Origin of the sequence: Streptomyces sp. CC224B (assembly GCF_030010595.1) — a bacterium.
Classification (GTDB): domain Bacteria; phylum Actinomycetota; class Actinomycetes; order Streptomycetales; family Streptomycetaceae; genus Streptomyces; species Streptomyces longispororuber.
This window is the reverse complement of the sequence record NZ_JASCXL010000117.1, coordinates 1-14,348: the sequence shown is the minus strand read 5'-3', so window position 1 is coordinate 14,348 and position 14,348 is coordinate 1. Positions and strand designations below refer to the sequence as shown.

General features: G+C 72.6%; 12 protein-coding genes. 4 read left to right on the top strand and 8 right to left on the bottom strand.

Translation table 11 applies throughout. The features are described from left to right. Nucleotides 1-54: 54 nt before the first annotated feature. Both QK440_RS33405 and QK440_RS33400 read right to left on the bottom strand, forming a co-directional pair. The gene (locus QK440_RS33405) at nt 55-1,374 is read right to left on the bottom strand and encodes an MFS transporter (RefSeq protein WP_282797000.1); all 1,320 of its coding nucleotides are present in this window, start codon (nt 1,372-1,374) and stop codon (nt 55-57) included. Then, nucleotides 1,371-2,075 (bottom strand): GntR family transcriptional regulator, encoded by a 705-nt coding sequence (locus QK440_RS33400; protein WP_282796999.1) that lies wholly within the window; start codon nt 2,073-2,075, stop codon nt 1,371-1,373. Before QK440_RS33400 ends, QK440_RS33405 begins: the two co-directional genes overlap by 4 nt. A gap of 328 nt (nt 2,076-2,403) precedes the next feature. Between QK440_RS33400 and QK440_RS33395 the strand changes: the two genes are divergently transcribed. Next, on the top strand, nt 2,404-3,285 hold the full coding sequence (locus tag QK440_RS33395) for a serine hydrolase (protein WP_282796998.1): 882 nt from the start codon (nt 2,404-2,406) through the stop codon (nt 3,283-3,285). 153 nt (nt 3,286-3,438) lie between these two features. On the opposite strand, the gene QK440_RS33390 is transcribed toward QK440_RS33395, so the two are convergent. The 3 genes from QK440_RS33390 to pdhA are packed head-to-tail and all read right to left on the bottom strand — an operon-like array spanning nt 3,439 to nt 7,166. Then, on the bottom strand, nt 3,439-4,896 hold the full coding sequence (locus tag QK440_RS33390; RefSeq protein WP_282796997.1) for a dihydrolipoamide acetyltransferase family protein: 1,458 nt from the start codon (nt 4,894-4,896) through the stop codon (nt 3,439-3,441). Nucleotides 4,897-4,908: 12 nt separating this feature from the next. Beyond that, nucleotides 4,909-5,889, bottom strand: a complete 981-nt coding sequence (locus tag QK440_RS33385) for an alpha-ketoacid dehydrogenase subunit beta (RefSeq protein WP_282796996.1) — start codon at nt 5,887-5,889, stop codon at nt 4,909-4,911. Between the two features lie 2 nt (nt 5,890-5,891). Then, the gene (gene pdhA, locus QK440_RS33380) at nt 5,892-7,166 is read right to left on the bottom strand and encodes a pyruvate dehydrogenase (acetyl-transferring) E1 component subunit alpha (RefSeq protein ID WP_282796995.1); all 1,275 of its coding nucleotides are present in this window, start codon (nt 7,164-7,166) and stop codon (nt 5,892-5,894) included. A 359-nt stretch (nt 7,167-7,525) separates the two neighbouring features. On the opposite strand from pdhA, the gene QK440_RS33375 reads away from it, so the two are divergent. Together QK440_RS33375 and QK440_RS33370 are read left to right on the top strand one after the other, a co-directional pair. Then, nucleotides 7,526-8,185 (top strand): response regulator transcription factor, encoded by a 660-nt coding sequence (locus QK440_RS33375; RefSeq protein WP_282796994.1) that lies wholly within the window; start codon nt 7,526-7,528, stop codon nt 8,183-8,185. 207 nt (nt 8,186-8,392) lie between these two features. Next, nucleotides 8,393-8,935 (top strand): pyridoxamine 5'-phosphate oxidase family protein, encoded by a 543-nt coding sequence (locus tag QK440_RS33370; RefSeq protein ID WP_282796993.1) that lies wholly within the window; start codon nt 8,393-8,395, stop codon nt 8,933-8,935. 46 nt (nt 8,936-8,981) lie between these two features. Here QK440_RS33370 and QK440_RS33365 read toward each other — a convergent pair whose 3' ends face one another. Continuing rightward, nucleotides 8,982-10,598 (bottom strand): protein kinase, encoded by a 1,617-nt coding sequence (locus QK440_RS33365; RefSeq protein WP_282796992.1) that lies wholly within the window; start codon nt 10,596-10,598, stop codon nt 8,982-8,984. A 364-nt stretch (nt 10,599-10,962) separates the two neighbouring features. Here QK440_RS33365 and QK440_RS33360 point away from each other — a divergent pair, with 364 nt between their 5' ends. Continuing rightward, nucleotides 10,963-12,591 carry a protein kinase gene (locus QK440_RS33360; RefSeq protein ID WP_282796991.1) on the top strand — a complete coding sequence of 543 codons (1,629 nt, stop codon included), beginning with the start codon at nt 10,963-10,965 and terminating at the stop codon, nt 12,589-12,591. A gap of 243 nt (nt 12,592-12,834) precedes the next feature. Here QK440_RS33360 and QK440_RS33355 read toward each other — a convergent pair whose 3' ends face one another. Next, nucleotides 12,835-13,377, bottom strand: a complete 543-nt coding sequence (locus tag QK440_RS33355) for a bacterial proteasome activator family protein (protein WP_282796990.1) — start codon at nt 13,375-13,377, stop codon at nt 12,835-12,837. 107 nt (nt 13,378-13,484) lie between these two features. Continuing rightward, complete coding sequence (locus QK440_RS33350) at nt 13,485-13,898, bottom strand: hypothetical protein (protein ID WP_282796989.1); 414 nt, start codon at nt 13,896-13,898, stop codon at nt 13,485-13,487. Between the last annotated feature and the right edge of the window lie 450 nt (nt 13,899-14,348).

Sequence of the window (14,348 nt, the reverse complement as noted above, 5' to 3'; positions counted from 1 at the left end):
CCTCCCGGCCCGCCCCGCCCCCGTCCGTTCGGCGTGCCCCCGCCCGGGGGCGTCTCACGCCGCCGGTACGTGCACCGTCTCCACCCGGCTCGCCACGAGCCGCTCCCGCTCCCGGCGCGCCGCGCGCCCCCGCAGCCGCAGGATCTGGCTGACGCCGACCGCCTCCAGGACGAAGACGGCCGAGAACGCGATCCGGTAGTCGTCGCCGGTGGCGTCCAGCAGGACGCCGACGGCGAGCAGCGTCGTCATGGAGGCGACGAAGCCGCCCATGTTCGTGATGCCCGACGCCGTGCCCTGGCGCTCCGGCGGGTTCGCGGGCCGCGCGAAGTCGAAGCCGATCATCGAGGCGGGACCGCACGCCCCGAGCACGGCGCAGACCACGATCAGCAGCCACATGGGGGCGTGCTGCCCGGGGTACAGGAGCATCCCCGCCCAGACGGTCGCCGTGACGGCCACCGTGCCGAGGGCCAGCGGCAGCCGCGCCGTGTGGTGCCGGGCCACGATCTGGCCGAAGACCAGGCCGACGGCCATGTTCGACAGGACCACCAGGGTCAGCAGGTCCCCCGCCGTGCCGCGGGACAGGCCCTGCGCCTCGACCAGGAACGGCAGCCCCCACAGCAGCAGGAACACCATCGCCGGGAACTGTGTCGTGAAGTGCACCCACAGCCCGAGCCGGGTGCCGGGCTCCCGCCAGGACAGCGAGATCTGCCGGCGTACGGAGGCCGGGCCGGAGTCCGGCCGGTCCGCGTCACGGGCGGCCCGCGGCGGCTCGTGCCCCTCGGGGTGGTCCTTCAGGAACAGCGCCACCAGGACCAGGACGACGACACCGGCGAGCGCGCTGCCCGCGAACGCGGTGGTCCAGCCGACCCCGTGCAGCAGCCGGGCCAGGACGAGCGTGGAGATGAGGTTGCCCGCCATGCCGACGAGCCCGGCGAGCTGCGCCACCAGCGGCCCGCGCCGGGCCGGGAACCAGCGCGTGCCGAGCCGGAGCACGCTGATGAACGTCATCGCGTCGCCGCAGCCGAGCAGCGCGCGGGCCGCCAGCGCCGTCCCGTACGAGGGCGCGAGCGCGAAGCCGAGCTGGCCGAGGGTGAACAGGGCCGCGCCGAGCGCCAGCACCTTCTTCGTGCCGAGCCGGTCGACCATCAGGCCGACGGGTATCTGCATGCCCGCGTAGACGAGCAGCTGGAGGATCGAGAACGTCGACAGGGCCGAGGCGTTGACGTGGAAGCGGTCGGCGGCGTCGAGGCCGGCGACGCCGAGCGAGGTGCGGAAGGTGACGGCGACGAAGTAGACGGCGACGCCCACGCCCCACACGAACACGGCGCGCCCGCCCCCGGGCGGGTCCCCGGGCAGCCGGGCGGGGGCGCTCATCGGGTGGCTCCCCGCGCCAGGTGCTGGAACCAGCCGACGTGCCGGGTGACGACCGCCACCGCGGCGTCCGCGTCCTCGGCCCGCAGCGCGGCGAGCAGCTCCTCGTGCTCGGCCAGCGTCTTGGCGATCCGGTCGGGGTGGGAGTGCATCACGGCCACGCCCATCCTCAGCTGGCGGTCGCGGAGCTGGTCGTACAGGCGCGACAGGATGTCGTTGCCGCCGCTGCGGACGATCTCGGCGTGGAAGCGGCGGTCGGTCACCGCGGCGGCGGCCAGCTCCCCCGCCGCGGCCTGCCCCCGCTGCTGCTCCAGCAGCTCCGCGAGCCGGTCGAGCAGGCCCGGGGGCGCGGGCACCGCCTTGCGCACCGCGTGCGTCTCCACCAGGAGCCGGGTCTCGACGACGTCCGCGATCTCCTGCGCCGAGACGGGCAGCACGAGGGCGCCCTTCTTCGGGTAGAGCCGGAGCAGCCCCTCCACCTCCAGCTTGAGCAGCGCCTCGCGCACGGGCGTACGGGACACCCCCACGGCCTCGGCGAGCTCGCCCTCGGTCAGCAGGGTGCCGCCCTCGTAGCGGCGCTCAAGGACGCCCCGCTTGACGTGGGTGTAGACCCGCTCGGCGGCGGGCGGCTGTTTCCCGCCGGCTTCCCGGCGGGAGGCGGTGGGGGTGGCGGGCGCGGTGGGGACCGTGGGGGCGAGGGGCATGCGCACAGCATAGATACAACAGGTATGCGATCGATCTTCCGTCCACCATCCGGACGGCGCCCCACCGGAGCACCCTCGCCCGTGTCCGCAGAGCGGACACCTTGCTCGCCGATCACCACAAACCGGACGGATTCCCGCCACGCGGCGGGGAACACGACAACTTTCGGGTCACTTTTCCCGTCCTCCGTACATCCCTGCCGCTCCCTCGTGAGTCTTGTCCGTGGCGGCCCCCCTTGCCCCAAGCGCACCAAGGGCTTGGGAGCGGGGACCGCTCAACTCACGCATCAGGGACAATGGAGCGTTCACCTTGAGAATCCGGACAACCGGCATGCGCCGGGTATCCGCCGCCGCCGTCGTCACGGCCGGAGCCGTCATGACGACCACGGTCATCACGGCCCCCGCGCAGGCCGCCACCCCGCCGAAGCCGTCGATCGCCGCCAAGGGCGGCTTCCTGATGAACAGCGGTACGGGCAAGACCCTGTTCACCAAGAGCGCCGACTCCCGGCTGAAGACCGGTTCCACCACCAAGATCATGACCGCGTACACGGTCCTGACCCAGCGGAACCTGAACCTCAACACCAAGGTCAAGTACCAGAAGGCGTACAGCGACTACATCGTCCGCAACGGCGCCTCATCGGCCAGGGGCCTCCTCGTCGGCGACAGGGCCACCGTCCGCGACCTGCTGTACGGCCTGATGCTGCCCTCGGGCTGCGACGCCGCCTACGCGCTCGCCGACACGTTCGGCAGCGGCTCCAGCCGCAGCGCCCGGGTGAAGTCCTTCATCGGCAAGATGAACAAGAACGCCCGTGACCTCGGCCTGCGCAACACGCACTTCGACTCGTTCGACGGCATAAGCAATGGCGCCAACTACTCCTCGCCGCGCGACCTCACCAACCTGACGGTCAAGGCGATGAAGAACTCCACCTTCCGCTCGCTCGTGAAGCAGAAGAGCTACAAGGCGAAGCCGACGATGCCCAACGGCGGCACCCGCGGCATGCCCCTCTGGAAGAACACCAACAAGCTGCTCGGCAGCTACCGCGGCGCCATCGGCGTGAAGACCGGCTCGGGCTCCCAGGCGAAGTACAACCTGGTCTTCGCCGCGACCCGGAACGGCAAGACGATCGTCGGCTCGGTCCTGATGTCGTCGACGAAGGAATCGCGCTACACGGACGCCAAGAAGGTCCTGGACTACGGCTTCAAGGTCGCGTGACCGCGTAACTCCCCGGAGACACGGGCCGTGCCTCCCTGGGGGTACGGACCGTGGCTCCCAGGAGACACGGGCAAGGGGGCCCGCCGCACACCGCGGCGGGCCCCCTTCTCGTGCTGCTGGTGCTGCTCGTGCTGCTCGCGCGCGTCCCCGCGGCTACGACCAGGTCATCAGCCGCTTGGGCTGCTCCAGGACCGCCGCCACGTCCGCGAGCACCTTCGAGCCGAGCTCCCCGTCCACCAGGCGGTGGTCGAAGGACAGCGCGAGCGTGGTCACCTGACGCGGCTTCACCTTGCCCTTGTGCACCCACGGCTGGGGCTTGATGGCGCCGACCGCGAGGATCGCGGACTCGCCGGGGTTCAGGATCGGCGTGCCCGTGTCGACGCCGAAGACGCCGACGTTCGTGATCGTGACCGTGCCGCCCTGCATGGCGCCCGGCGACGTCCTGCCCTCGCGGGCGGTGGTGACGAGCTCGCCGAGGGCCTCGGCCAGCTCGGGCAGGGTCTTGGCGTGCGCGTCCTTGATGTTCGGCACGATCAGACCGCGCGGGGTCGCCGCGGCGATGCCCAGGTTCACGTAGTGCTTCTTGACGATCTCCTGGTTGGCCTCGTCCCAGGCGGCGTTGACGTCCGGGTTGCGGCGGATCGCCACCAGGAGGGCCTTGGAGACCAGCAGCAGCGGGTTCACCCGCAGCCCCTCGAAGGCCCGGTCCTGCTTGAGCTCCTCGACGAGCTTCATCGTGCGCGTCACGTCCACCGTCACGAACTCCGTGACGTGCGGCGCCGTGAACGCCGAGTGCACCATCGCCTGCGCCGTGGCCTTGCGCACGCCCTTGACCGGGACGCGGGTCTCGCGCCCGTCGGCGGTCGCCGCCGCCACCGGCTCCGGGGCCGGTGCGGGCCGCACGGGCTCCGCGGCCGGCTGGGCCGGAGCCGGGGCCACGGCCGCGCGCACGTCCTCGCGGGTGATGACGCCGTCCGGACCCGTCGGCGTGACCGTGGCGAGGTCGACGCCCAGGTCCTTGGCGAGCTTGCGGACGGGGGGCTTGGCCAGCGGGCGGGCCCCCGCGGGCGCGGGCGCCGCGACCTGGGGCACGGCCGCGACCTGGGGCGCGGGCGCGGCGTGGCCGTTCAGCTCGGCCTGGACCGCGGCCGCGGCCGCCGCGGCGGACGGATCCTCGGCCTGGCCGGGCACGGGCTTGCGGGCACGGCGCTTGGTGGAGGACTCCGCCACGCCGTACCCGACGAGGACCGGCTGGCGGCCGGTGGGCGCCGCGGGCTCCGCCGGCTCGGGCGCCGGTTCCGCGGCCGGCGCGGGCGGGGCCGCCTCCGGCGCGTCAGCCGCGCTTCCGGCCACGCCCACGGTGATGATCACCTGGCCGACGTCGACCGTCGTGCCCTCCGGGAAGCGCAGCTCCCGGACCGTGCCGTCGAACGGAATGGGCAGCTCCACGGCTGCCTTGGCGGTCTCCACCTCGCACACGACCTGGCCGTCGGTGACGGTGTCACCCTCGGCCACGTACCACTTGAGGATCTCCGCCTCGGTGAGCCCCTCGCCCACGTCGGGCATCTTGAACTCGCGGACGGCCGACGCGGTGTCAGTCATTGTCGTCACGACCCTCTTCCCTCAGTACGCCAGCGAGCGGTCGACGGCGTCGAGCACCCGGTCGAGGCCCGGCAGGTAGTCCTCTTCCACCCGTGCGGGCGGATACGGCGAGTGGAAGCCGCCGACCCGCAGGACGGGCGCCTCCAGGTGGTAGAAGCTGCGCTCCGTGATGCGCGCGGCGATCTCCGCGCCCGAGCCGAAGAACACCGGCGCCTCGTGCACGACGATCAGGCGGCCCGTCTTCTCCACGGAGGCCTGCACCGTGTCGAAGTCGATCGGCGAGACCGAGCGCAGGTCCACGACCTCGAGCGACTTGCCCTCCTCCTCGGCGGCCGCGGCCGCCTCCAGGCAGGTGCGCACCATCGGGCCGTACGCCACCAGCGTCGCGTCCGTGCCCTCGCGGACCACCCGGGCCCTGTGCAGCGGGTCCGGGATGGCGTCGGTGTTGACCTCGCCCTTCTCCCAGTAGCGCCGCTTGGGCTCGAAGTAGATCACCGGGTCGTCGCTCTGGATGGCCTGCTGGAGCATCCAGTACGCGTCCGACGCGTTCGACGGCGTGACCACCTTCAACCCCGCCACGTGCGCGAAGAGCGCCTCCGGGGACTCGCTGTGGTGCTCGACCGCGCCGATGCCGCCGCCGTACGGGATGCGGATGACGACCGGCACCTTGACCTTGCCGAGCGCCCGCGCGTGCATCTTGGCGAGCTGCGTGACGATCTGGTCGTACGCCGGGAAGACGAAGCCGTCGAACTGGATCTCCACGACCGGCCGGTAGCCGCGCAGCGCCAGGCCGATGGCCGTGCCGACGATGCCCGACTCGGCGAGCGGGGTGTCGATGACCCGGTCCTCGCCGAAGTCCTTCTGCAGGCCGTCGGTCACGCGGAAGACGCCGCCGAGCTTGCCGACGTCCTCGCCCATGACGAGGACCTTGGGGTCGGCCTCCAGGGCCGTGCGCAGCGATTCGTTGATCGCCTTGGCGATCGGGAACTTCTGTACGGCCATGATTACTTGACCTCCCCGCCGGCCACGGCGTCCGCAGGTGCGTCCGCGAACGACGCCTGGTAGGCGGCGAACTGGGCGCGCTCCTCGTCGACGAGCGCGTGTCCGTCCGCGTAGATGTTCTCGAAGATCGACATCGGGTCCGGGTCGGGCATCGCCCGCACCACGTCCCGCACCCGCTTGCCCAACGTCTCGCTCTCCGCCTCGAGTTCCGCGAAGAACGCCTCGTCCGCGTGGCCCTGGGCCTCCAGGTACGCCCGCAGCCGCTTGATCGGGTCCTTGGCCTCCCAGGACTCCCGCTCCTCGTCGCGGCGGTAGCGCGTCGGGTCGTCGGAGGTGGTGTGCGCGCCCATGCGGTACGTGAACGCCTCGATCAGCGCCGGTCCCTCACCCGTGCGCGCCCGCTCCAGGGCCCACTTGGAGACGGCGAGGCAGGCGAGCACGTCGTTGCCGTCCACGCGCACGCCCGGGAAGCCGTAGCCCTGGGCGCGCTGGTACAGCGGCACGCGGCTCTGCTTCTCGGTCGGCTCGGAGATCGCCCACTGGTTGTTCTGGCAGAAGAACACCACCGGCGCGTTGTACACCGCGGAGAACGTGAAGGCCTCGGCCACGTCGCCCTGGCTCGTCGCGCCGTCGCCCAGGTACGCGACGACCGCGCTGTCCGCGCCGTCCTTGGCCACGCCCATCGCGTAGCCGGTGGCGTGCAGCGTCTGCGAGCCGATGACGATCGTGTACAGGTGGAAGTTGTTCCCGTTGGGGTCCCAGCCGCCGTTGTTCACCCCTCGGAACATGCCGAGCAGCATCGTCGGGTCCACGCCGCGGCACCAGGCGACGCCGTGCTCGCGGTAGGTGGGGAAGACGTAGTCGTCCTGGCGGGTCGCCCGGCCCGAGCCGACCTGCGCGGCCTCCTGGCCGAGGAGCGACGGCCACAGGCCCAGCTCGCCCTGGCGCTGCAGGGTGACGGCCTCGGCGTCGAAGCGCCGGGTCATCACCATGTCCCGGTACAGGGCGCGCAGGTCCTCGGGGGTGAGGTCCGCGACGTACCGGTCGTACTCGGCGCTGACGACCCGCTCGCCCTCGGGCGTCAGGAGCTGTACCAGCTCGGGCTGCCCGGCCCCGGCTCCGCCGGCCTTCCCGGCGCTCGCGCCCTTCTTCGTGCTGGCGCTCTTCGCGCCGGCAGCGGTGCTCTTCGCGCTCGCGCTCTTCGAACTCGCACTGGTGCGCTTGCCGCCGCTGCCTGCGCGGCGCGGCGTACGCGCGGCGGTGCTTTCCACGGTCACGTGTGCTCCTCCGTCGGTCCGGCCCCCGGGGTCCACCGGGAGGCCAGTACGGCTCGCCCGATTCCAGCCCGTCGCACGGGGTGGGTGCGCTCAGCCGGGATAAGGCGTGACAGTCGTCCCGGCGAGCACCCTTCTCCAAGCACGGTACCCAGTGCGTCCCAAAACTGTGAAACCCCGTCTGACCTGCGGTGTTGCTTGGATTTCCAAGTAAATTGTTCTAGGGAATCCAAGAAAATCGCTAAAGCCGGGAAACACTTCCTGGTCACGCCACTGATCACAGCCTGGCAGGGGGCCGGAACACCGGCACGTTATCCCGGGCACCCCGGGCACGGGAAGACTTGATGTGTGACACTGACACCGTGCGCGAAGAAGGAAAAATCACGGTATTCCTGCTCGACGACCACGAGGTCGTCCGGCGCGGAGTCCACGAACTGCTCTCGGTGGAGGCCGACATCGAGGTGGTCGGGGAGGCGGGAACCGCGGCCGACGCGCTGGTACGCATTCCGGCCACCCGGCCCGACGTGGCCGTCCTCGACGTGCGCCTGCCCGACGGCAGCGGGGTCGAGGTCTGCCGTGAGATCCGTTCGCAGGACGACTCCATCAAATGCCTGATGCTGACGTCCTTCGCGGACGACGAGGCCCTCTTCGACGCCATCATGGCCGGGGCCTCCGGCTACGTCCTCAAGGCCATCCGGGGCAATGAGCTGCTGACCGCCGTACGGGACGTCGCGGCGGGCAGGTCCCTGCTCGACCCGGTCGCCACCGCCCGCGTCCTGGAGCGCCTGCGCGACGGCGGCGGCGCCCGGTCCGACGACCGCCTGGCCAACCTCACCGAGCAGGAGCGCAGGATCCTCGACCTGATCGGCGAGGGCCTGACCAACCGCGCCATCGGCGAGCGGCTGCACCTCGCCGAGAAGACCATCAAGAACTACGTCTCCAGCCTGCTCTCGAAGCTGGGCATGGAGCGGCGCTCGCAGGCCGCGGCCTACGTGGCGCGGATGCAGGCCGAGCGCCGCTGACGCCTCCCCGCGGGTCGCGGGGCTGCGCTCCGTCCTCCGGGGCCGTTCTCCCGGGCCGTTCTCCCCGGCCGGGCCGCGTGGTTCCGGGGCGGGCCGCCGGGCCGCGCGGTTCCGGAACGGTGCCGGACGGGTTTCGGGACCAACGTCCCCCGGGGTACGGGGCGGGGTGCTCTTCTGCGCCCCGCGCGGGTGCAGCACGGTGGGACCATGCCCTCCGTATCCGAGCGCCAGCTCGCCTTCGCCCTGCTCCGGCGCACCGACCACGGCCGGGTGGCGACCAGCATGCGCGCCCTGCCGTTCCTCGCGGCGGCCCGCCACATCGTGTGCGACGGGCACCTCCTGCTGCGCATGCACCGGGGCTTCGGGTACCACGACGCGTGCCTGGGCAGCGTCGTCGCGTACGGAGCGGACAACCTGGGCACCGCCGCGGCGTCCGAGGGCCGGTGGACCGTCCAGCTCGTCGGCCTCTGCGAGGGGGCCCGCCCCACCCCGGCGGAACTGGCCCGTTTCGGCCCGCCCCCGTGCTTCGTGGACGGGGAGCCGTACGACGCGGTGTACCTGCGGCTCGCCCCGCAGACCAGCACGGTGCACACCCTGTGCCCGGGTACCTCGCCGCCCCCTGAGGTGCCGGAAGCCCGTGTGGGGGCGGTCCTGTCCCGCTACGTGCTCCGGCCCGGGAACGCGCGCCGGCCGGAGCGGGCGGCGCGCGCCGATCGCGGGCCGGGCACGGAGAAGATCACCCGGAGGTGATCACTCCCGGCACTCGGAGGTGATCACTCCGGGCACCCGGAAAGGGTCACTCCGTGTCGCCCTCGCCACCCTCGGTGCCGCCGTCGCCGCCCTCGGTACCGCCCTCGCTGCCGCCGCTGTCGTCCGGCGGCGACACCGGGTCGGACGGCTGCGTCGGCGGATCCGTCGGCTGGGTCGCGGGGTCCGTCGGCTCGGTCGGCGGATCCGTCGGCCCCGTGGTCGGCTGCGTGGGCTGCGTCGGCTGCTGCGACGGCCGCTGGGTCGGCTGCGTCGGCCGCTGCGTGTAGTCGTCGTTCTGGCCGCCGGTCGTGCCGCCGCCCGGCTGCGTCCCGGGGTCCTGCGACTTCTCGTCGTCCGCGCTCTTGCTCGGCTTCTTCTCCTGCGACTGCTTCGTCGTCGGCGGCTTCGGGGGGGTGTCGTCCTTCTTGGCCTTGCCGTCGTTCCCGGACAGCGCGAAGGCGATGCCCACGGCGATCGCCACCACCGCGAGCACGGCGAGGATCCACAGCTTGCCCGCGCGCCCGCGGCCGCCGCCGTCCCGGTGGCCGCCGTCGAAGCCGCCGTCGTCACCGCCCGGCGGGCGCAGCATGGGGCCCGGGATCTGCGCGGTCCCGCTGTCCCCGTTGTGCGACATCGCGGTCGTACCGGCGACGCCCATGACGGCCGTACGACCGTCCTCGTGGCCGGGGGCCGCGTCGACCGGCCCGGTGCTCCACGTCCCGGTGTGGCTGCCCTGCTCGGCGAGCATCTGCAGCCCGTACTGGACCAGGCCGCGCATCTCCTCGGCGGTCTGGAAGCGGTCGTCGGGGTCCTTGGCCAGCGACCGCATGACGAGCCCGTCGAGCTCCGGCGGCGCCGCGTCGGACACCTGCGACGGCGGGACGGGAGTGTCCTGCACGTGCTGGTAGACCACGGACAGCGGCGTCTCGCCGGTGAACGGCGGCCGCAGCGCGAGCAGTTCGTACAGCAGGCAGCCCGTCGCGTACAGGTCGGACCGGTGGTCGACGGCCTTGCCGAGCGCCTGCTCCGGCGACAGGTACTGCGGCGTGCCCATCACCATGCCGGTCTGCGTCATCGTCGTGGACGCCCCGTGCAGGGCGCGCGCGATGCCGAAGTCCATCACCTTCACCGCGCCGGTGGTGGTGATGGACACGTTCGCGGGCTTGATGTCGCGGTGCACGATGCCGTGCTGGTGCGAGTAGGCGAGCGCCTCCAGGACCCCGGACACGATGATCAGGGCCTGCTCGGGCCCGGGGGCCTCCGCGTTGAGCAGCAGGTCGCGGATGGTGCGGCCCTCGACCAGCTCCATCACGATGTAGGGGACGGAGTTCCCGCCGATCAGGTCCTCGCCCGAGTCGTAGACCCCGACGACCGCGTGGTGGTTCAGGCCCGCCACCGACTGCGCCTCGCGCGTGAAGCGCGCCTTGGACACGGGGTCCTCGGCGAGGTCGGAGCGGAGCAGCTTGACCGCGACCGTGCGGCCCAGGCGTACGTCCTCGGCCGCGAAGACCTCGGCCATGCCGCCCCGGCCGAGTCTGCGGGTCAGGCGGTACCTGCCGTCTCCGACAAGTCCGCCGTTACCCCACATTTCAGGCGCGTCTGACATACCGCCGCCAGTCGCCTCGGGGTCGGACGGGCCCTGAGCGCGCTGCGTCTGTGCCATCAGTCCTCGCCGTCGTTCTGATCGTGGTCCGCCCGTGGAGGGCGTGTACCGGATGCGTGATGGGAGCGGTACGGGGTACTCCGCCGTGCCACGCTACAGCCTCTCCGGGACATGCCGGTCCGAGGTGGACCGGCCATCAAACCCGCCGGGGGCCCGCCGGGGCAAACTTGTAACGCTTCCGAGACTCTTCTTGCGCGTACGGTCACGGAACGGGCACCGAGCTTGACGTGACATCGCCCTCGGGCAGACTTGGCCAGGAATAGCGGCTCGATCACTGTCCTGTGGACGTCTTCCGATCGCAGCCCGAAGCCACAGTCACAGCCGCGGCGCCGTCTCGCGTCCGCGCCGATGGGGGACGCACGACATGAGCCAGGACGGCGCTCAGGGCCGGTACGCGGGCAGTTCGCTGGCCGGCGGCCGCTATCAGCTGCGCGATCTGCTCGGCGAGGGCGGGATGGCCTCGGTGCACCTCGCGTACGACACGGTGCTCGACCGACAGGTCGCGATCAAGACACTCCACACCGAGCTGGGCCGTGAGCAGTCCTTCCGTGAGCGCTTCCGCCGCGAGGCGCAGGCCGTGGCCAAGCTCACGCACACCAATATCGTCTCGGTCTTCGACACCGGCGAGGACGACCTCGGCGGCACGGCCATGCCGTACATCGTCATGGAGTACGTGGAGGGCAAGCCCCTCGGCTCCGTCCTGGAGGCGGCGGTCCAGCAGCACGGCGCGATGCCCACCGACCAGGCGCTGAAGATCACCGCGGACGTGCTCGCGGCCCTGGAGATCAGCCACGAGGCGGGCCTGGTCCACCGCGACATCAAGCCCGGCAACGTGATGATGACGAAGCGGAACGTCGTCAAGGTCATGGACTTCGGCATCGCCCGCGCCATGCAGTCCGGCGTCACCTCGATGACGCAGACCGGCATGGTCGTCGGCACGCCGCAGTACCTGTCGCCCGAGCAGGCCCTCGGCCGCGGTGTGGACGCCCGCTCCGACCTGTACTCGGTCGGCATCATGCTCTTCCAGTTGGTGACCGGGCGCCTGCCCTTCGACGCGGACTCGCCGCTGGCCATCGCGTACGCGCACGTCCAGGAGGAGCCGGTCGCGCCCTCCTCCATCAACCGTTCGCTGCCGCCGGCCGTGGACGCCCTGGTGGCCCGCGCGCTGAAGAAGAACCCGAACGAGCGTTTCCCGACCGCCGAGGCCATGCGCGACGAGTGCCTGCGCGTCGGCCAGTCCTTCCAGGCGGCCGCGCCGAGCATCGTGGCGGGCGCCCCGACCGCCAGCGGCGCGGGGGTCGGCTCCGCCGTGTTCCCGCCGGTCGACACGGCCGCGCCGCAGCCGCAGGGCGGCGTCCAGACGCCGTACCAGCCGGGCCCCTACGGCCCGGCGACCGCCACGCCCCAGGCCGGGTACGGCTACCCCCAGCAGGGCTACCAGACCCCCGCCCCCACCAACGCCTACGGCCCGGGCCCCCAGGCTGCCTCGACCCCGCCCCCGTACACCATCTCCCCGCAGCCCACCACGGCGGCGGCCCCCACCGGCGGCGGAGGCGGCCGCAAGCGCAACCTGCCGGTCGTCATCGGCTCCGTCGTCGTCGCCCTGATCGCCATCGGCGGCCTGATCACGGCCCTGTCCCTGAACGGCGACGACGACGGCGGCAAGGCCAAGGAGACGAAGAAGCCGGTGGCGGGCCACCGGGGTCCGGACCGGACGAAGACGGTCGAGAAGACGGATTGCACCGAGCCGGACACGTCGTACAACGACCCGAACAAGATCAAACTGCCGGACTTCACCTACAAGGACTGGCGATCGGTGCTGTCCTGCCTGCAGGCGGCCGGATGGAACTACGACAAGCAAGAGGTCAACGAGAACACGTACGGCGAGGACACCGTCATGGGCCAGATCCCCAAGGAGGGCTCGGACGTGGACCCGAAGAACGTGGAGATCACCTTCCAGATCTCGACGGGCAACCCGCCCACCGCGTCCTAGCCGTTCGCCGGCGCGGGGCTGGTGCCGCCCTCCCCGGCGGGAGCCTTCGTCGGCGCGTGGCCGGGTGCCGCCCCCTCCCCGGCGGGGGCCGTTCGCCTGCGCGTGGCCGGGTGCCGCCCGGGCGGGAGCCGTTCGGGGTGCCCCGGCGCGAGCGGTCGCTCTCCCCGCATACCGAGGGGCCCGGTACGCGCGACGCGTACCGGGCCCCTTCGTGTGCGGTCGGTGGGCTCTCCCCCGGTGGGGTTACAGGTACGGCCCCCCGCTGCGGCCCGCCACGTTGCCCTCCTCGTCGTCGTCGCCCCCGCGGACGCCCGGCGGCAGCGCGCGCCGCATCTGCTCGAGCTGCGCCCGGGCGGCCATCTGCTGCGCGAACAGGGTCGTCTGGATCCCGTGGAAGAGGCCTTCGAGCCAGCCCACCAACTGGGCCTGCGCGATGCGCAGCTCCGCGTCGCTGGGCGTCGTCTCGTTGGTGAACGGCAGCGACAGACGCTCCAGTTCCTCGACCAGCTCCGGTGCGAGCCCGTCCTCCAGCTCCTTCACGGAGCTGGCGTGGATCTCCTTGAGGCGCACACGGCTCGCCTCGTCCAGAGGCGCCGCGCGGACCTCCTCAAGGAGCTGCTTGATCATGCTGCCGATGCGCATGACCTTCGCGGGCTGTTCGACCATGTCCGTCACCGGGACCTCGCGGGCGTCGTCGTCGCCTCCGCCGCCGAGCGCCATGCCGTCCTGGCCGACAACCAGGACCTGGGGGTTCTCCGGCGACCTTTCGTTCCTCGGCATCTCCATGCCGCCATTCTCTCGTACCCGTTCCTCACACCTCCGTGGTGCCCCCGTACACCGGTGATCCACCCTGTACGAGGTCATCCGCCTGTCCACGTGGCGCAACGGCCGGCTCAGCCACGGCGCAGCCGCAGCCCCAGGAATCCGAGGCCCAGGCCGATGAGGACCAGCCCCGCGCCGAGCGGCAGGACGCGCAGGCCGGGGATGGGCGGCCCGGTCGCCCGGCTGCGGGCGGACTGCTCGGTGGTGTCGCCGGGGTCGGCCGCGGGCGGCGGCTCCGGCCGGGGCCGCTGCTCGCGGGCCGGGGGCGGCAGCGGGCGCCACCCCCGCGGGTCGGGCACGTCCAGCGGCCGGGCCCGGCCGGGCCGGGGCCGCCCCTCGCCCGCGCGGCTCCCGGCGAGGGACACCTCGTCGTAGTACGCGGCCGAGGGAGCCGGGGACGGCTCGGCGGCGTGCCCCGGCGCCGGGGTGAGCAGCGCCGCGGCCAGTACCGCCGCGCACGGCGTACGGAGCAGCCATGAAGTCACCGCACGGACCCCTCCCGGTGCCGGGTCGCCCTCCTGGGCGACGGAGAGGATCAAGGTCGTGCGGCCAGCCTCACACGCCACCGGGAATCCGGCACGTCGAGCCACCCCGACACGGGGGGCCAACCGGCCACACCCATGGGAACGAGCCCGTCCGGTAGCACCTGCGCAACGAGCCCGCGCCACAACCATCCAGGCCTGTCCGGCGGAACTGTCGAACGGGCCCGCGCCGCGATAGTCCAGCCCGTCCGGCGTTTGAGGACGAGGCGCGGAGCGCCGATGAGCGGGGGTCCAGGGGGCGGCAGCCCCCTGGTTACGGGAAGGGGCGGGACTGGGGCGCCCCCCCCCGGGCCCCCCCCCCCCCCCCCCCCCCCCCCCCCCCCCCCCCCCCCCCCGGGGGCCCCCCCCCCCCCCCCCGGGCGCCCCCCCCCCCCCCCCCCCCCCCCCCCCCCC

Excerpts from the sequence above, each read along its gene's own strand:
- QK440_RS33405 (WP_282797000.1), bottom strand. The coding sequence starts at position 1,374 with ATGAGCGCCCCCGCCCGGCTGCCCGGGGACCCGCCCGGGGGCGGGCGC.
- QK440_RS33400 (WP_282796999.1), bottom strand. The coding sequence starts at position 2,075 with ATGCCCCTCGCCCCCACGGTCCCCACCGCGCCCGCCACCCCCACCGCC.
- QK440_RS33395 (WP_282796998.1), top strand. The coding sequence starts at position 2,404 with ATGCGCCGGGTATCCGCCGCCGCCGTCGTCACGGCCGGAGCCGTCATG.
- QK440_RS33385 (WP_282796996.1), bottom strand. The coding sequence starts at position 5,889 with ATGGCCGTACAGAAGTTCCCGATCGCCAAGGCGATCAACGAATCGCTG.
- QK440_RS33370 (WP_282796993.1), top strand. The coding sequence starts at position 8,393 with ATGCCCTCCGTATCCGAGCGCCAGCTCGCCTTCGCCCTGCTCCGGCGC.
- QK440_RS33365 (WP_282796992.1), bottom strand. The coding sequence starts at position 10,598 with ATGGCACAGACGCAGCGCGCTCAGGGCCCGTCCGACCCCGAGGCGACT.
- QK440_RS33360 (WP_282796991.1), top strand. The coding sequence starts at position 10,963 with ATGAGCCAGGACGGCGCTCAGGGCCGGTACGCGGGCAGTTCGCTGGCC.
- QK440_RS33355 (WP_282796990.1), bottom strand. The coding sequence starts at position 13,377 with ATGGAGATGCCGAGGAACGAAAGGTCGCCGGAGAACCCCCAGGTCCTG.